This is a genomic window from Nostocoides australiense Ben110 (assembly GCF_001050535.1).
GTDB lineage: Bacteria > Actinomycetota > Actinomycetes > Actinomycetales > Dermatophilaceae > Nostocoides_A > Nostocoides_A australiense.
The window spans coordinates 3,237,424-3,239,806 of record NZ_HG764815.1; the positions used below are offsets into that span (position 1 = coordinate 3,237,424).

At 72.7% G+C, this 2,383-nt stretch carries 3 protein-coding genes and 1 pseudogene; 2 read left to right on the forward strand and 2 right to left on the reverse strand.

Translation table 11 applies throughout. The features are described from left to right. Both BN11_RS15690 and BN11_RS15695 read left to right on the forward strand, forming a co-directional pair. Positions 1 to 456, forward strand: a pseudogene (locus tag BN11_RS15690) (NUDIX hydrolase); the annotation flags it as partial. Continuing rightward, the gene (locus BN11_RS15695; RefSeq protein ID WP_048699247.1) at positions 453 to 1,256 is read left to right on the forward strand and encodes an MBL fold metallo-hydrolase; all 804 of its coding nucleotides are present in this window, start codon (positions 453 to 455) and stop codon (positions 1,254 to 1,256) included. The pseudogene BN11_RS15690 and the gene BN11_RS15695, both read left to right, overlap by 4 nt. Before the next feature lie 39 nt (positions 1,257 to 1,295). Here the strand turns inward: BN11_RS15695 and BN11_RS15700 are convergent, their stop codons facing one another. Next, the gene (locus tag BN11_RS15700) at positions 1,296 to 1,976 is read right to left on the reverse strand and encodes a Crp/Fnr family transcriptional regulator (protein WP_048701687.1); all 681 of its coding nucleotides are present in this window, start codon (positions 1,974 to 1,976) and stop codon (positions 1,296 to 1,298) included. A gap of 67 nt (positions 1,977 to 2,043) precedes the next feature. Beyond that, on the reverse strand, positions 2,044 to 2,383 hold a 340-nt coding region (locus BN11_RS15705; protein ID WP_048699249.1), incomplete at its 5' end, for a hypothetical protein.

The following is a 2,383-nucleotide window of genomic DNA, read 5'->3' on the forward strand; positions in this document are numbered from 1 at the left end:
GGCCCGGCCGGCGGCGGTGACGGCCGGCCCGCGGCCGAGTGGCTCGCGCAGGAGCGCGGGCGCATCCTGGCCAGAGAGGCGACCATCGCCTCGGTGCTGCGGGACGGCGATCTGGTCGCCCGGACCGACCTGCTCGGCTTTCACGCCCACTGGATCACCCCCGAGGTCGAGCCGCGCCGCTACGACACGTTCTTCTTCACCGCGCTTTGCCCGCCGGGACAGCACGCCGACGACCAGACCCCCGAGGCCGAGAGCGCAGAGTGGGTCGACCCGGCAGCCATGCTCCGCGACGAACGCCCCGCCCTCATGCCGCCGACGATCGTCTGCCTGGAAGACGTGGCCGCCGCCACCAGTGCCGCCGGCCTGGTCCGCATGCGCCGCGACGTCCAGGTCATCCAACCCGTCCCGGTGCGGCACGGGGACGGGTGGGCGATGCGGATGCAGGTGCGGCCATGACGACTCCCGACCCGCGCGGGGTGCTGCCGGCCTGGTCGGGCGGCGAGATCACGACGCACGCCACCTGTGTGCTCGCGCCCAATCCGGGTCCGATGACCCTCGACGGCACGAACACCTGGGTCGTCATGGCACCCGGCGCCGGCGAGGCGATGGTCATCGACCCCGGGCCCCTCGACGAGGACCACCTGCGGGCGGTATGCCGCGTGGTCGAGCGCCGCGGCGCCCGCGTCACGGAGACGATCCTCACCCACGCCCACCTCGACCACAGCGAGGGCGCAGCCCGGTTCGCCGAGCTGACCGGCTGCCGCGTGCACCCCGTCGGCCCCGGACACGACGACCTGGCCGACGGGTCCGTGGTGAGCGCGGGTGGGGTGGCGCTGCGGGTGGTGGCGACACCCGGTCATACCGCCGACTCCCTCTCCTTCGTCCTCGAGGCGGACCACGCCCTCCTCACCGGCGACACCATCCTCGGCCGCGGGACGACCGTGGTGGCGCACCCCGACGGCGAACTCGCGGCATACCTCGACTCGCTGGAGCGCATCAGGGCGCTCACTGGCGGCGGCGAGGTGGTGACGATCCTGCCCGGTCACGGCTCCGTCATACCCGACGCCCACGGCCTGGTCGGCTACTACCGCACCCACCGCCGCGAGCGGCTCGACCAGGTGCGCCAGGCGCTCGCCGACGGCGCCACCGATGTCGAGGGCGTGCTGCGGCGGGTCTATGCCGACGTGCCCGAAGCGGTCTGGCCCGCAGCCCGGTTGAGCATCCAGGCCCAACTCGACTACCTCGCCGCCCGATAGCGCAGGCGCGGGGTCCCCGCGAGATATCGCAGCGACGTCCTAGACGCCCGCGCGCTTGTGCAGGCGCTCGACGTTCATCAGCAGCACCGCGCGGGCCTCCAGGCGGATCCAGCCGCGCGTGGCGAAGTCGGCCAGCGCCTTGTTGACGGTCTCGCGGGAGGCGCCGACGAGCTGGGCGAGTTCCTCCTGGGTCAGGTCGTGGGCGACGAGCACGCCCTCCTCGACCGGACGGCCGAAACGCTGGGAGAGCTCGAGTAGGGCCTTGGCGACGCGGCCGGGCACGTCGGTGAAGACGAGATCGGCGATGGATTCGTTGGTGCGGCGCAGCCGGCGGGCCAGCGCCGCGAGCAGGGTGAAGGAGACCTGCGGGCGGGCGCTGAGATAGGCGTGCAAGGCGTCGGTGCCGAGCCCGACGAGCTGGGTCTCGGCGACGGCGGTGGCGGTGGCGGTGCGGGGGCCGGGATCGAACAGCGACAGCTCGCCGAACATCTCGCCGGGGCCGAGGATGGCCAGCAGATTCTCCCGCCCGTCGTATGACGTGCGGCCCAGCTTGACCTTGCCCTCGGCAATCACGTAGAGCCGGTCGCCCTGGTCGCCCTCGTTGAAGAGGATGTCGCCGCGCTCCATGCGGATCGGGATCATCGACGACAGCAGATCACTGGTTGCCTGCTCATCGAGTCCGGCGAACAGGGGCGAGCGTCGTAGCACGTCAAGATCCACGGTGCAGAGTTTGCCATGCACGCGGTCTCCGCGTCTCACCTAGGCCCGCCAACGCGCCGACGGAGGGTCAGTCGCTCTGGTCCAGGCCCACGGCGAGCACCCGGCAGGCGTCGCCGCGAACACCCCTCAGGGCCACCTCGATCCCGTCGGGGTGGCTACCGAAGTCGGCGATGACCACCGAGCCAGCCTCCCGCATCAGCCCGAGCCGGGTCACCTCCCCCTGCACCAGCGAGCGGGCCAGGATCACGGTGCCGTCGGCGAAGAGCAGCCGGGCCACCTTGGGGACGGGGGAGTGGTGGATGGCCCGGAGGGGCACCCGGTGGCTGCGCAGGCTGGTGAGCCGGTCGCTCAGGAGGCGCCGCTGCGTGCTGCCGGCGTCGGCGACGATCCGGGCCAGCCGGTCGGCC

Excerpts from the sequence above, each read along its gene's own strand:
- BN11_RS15695 (WP_048699247.1), top strand. The coding sequence starts at position 453 with ATGACGACTCCCGACCCGCGCGGGGTGCTGCCGGCCTGGTCGGGCGGC.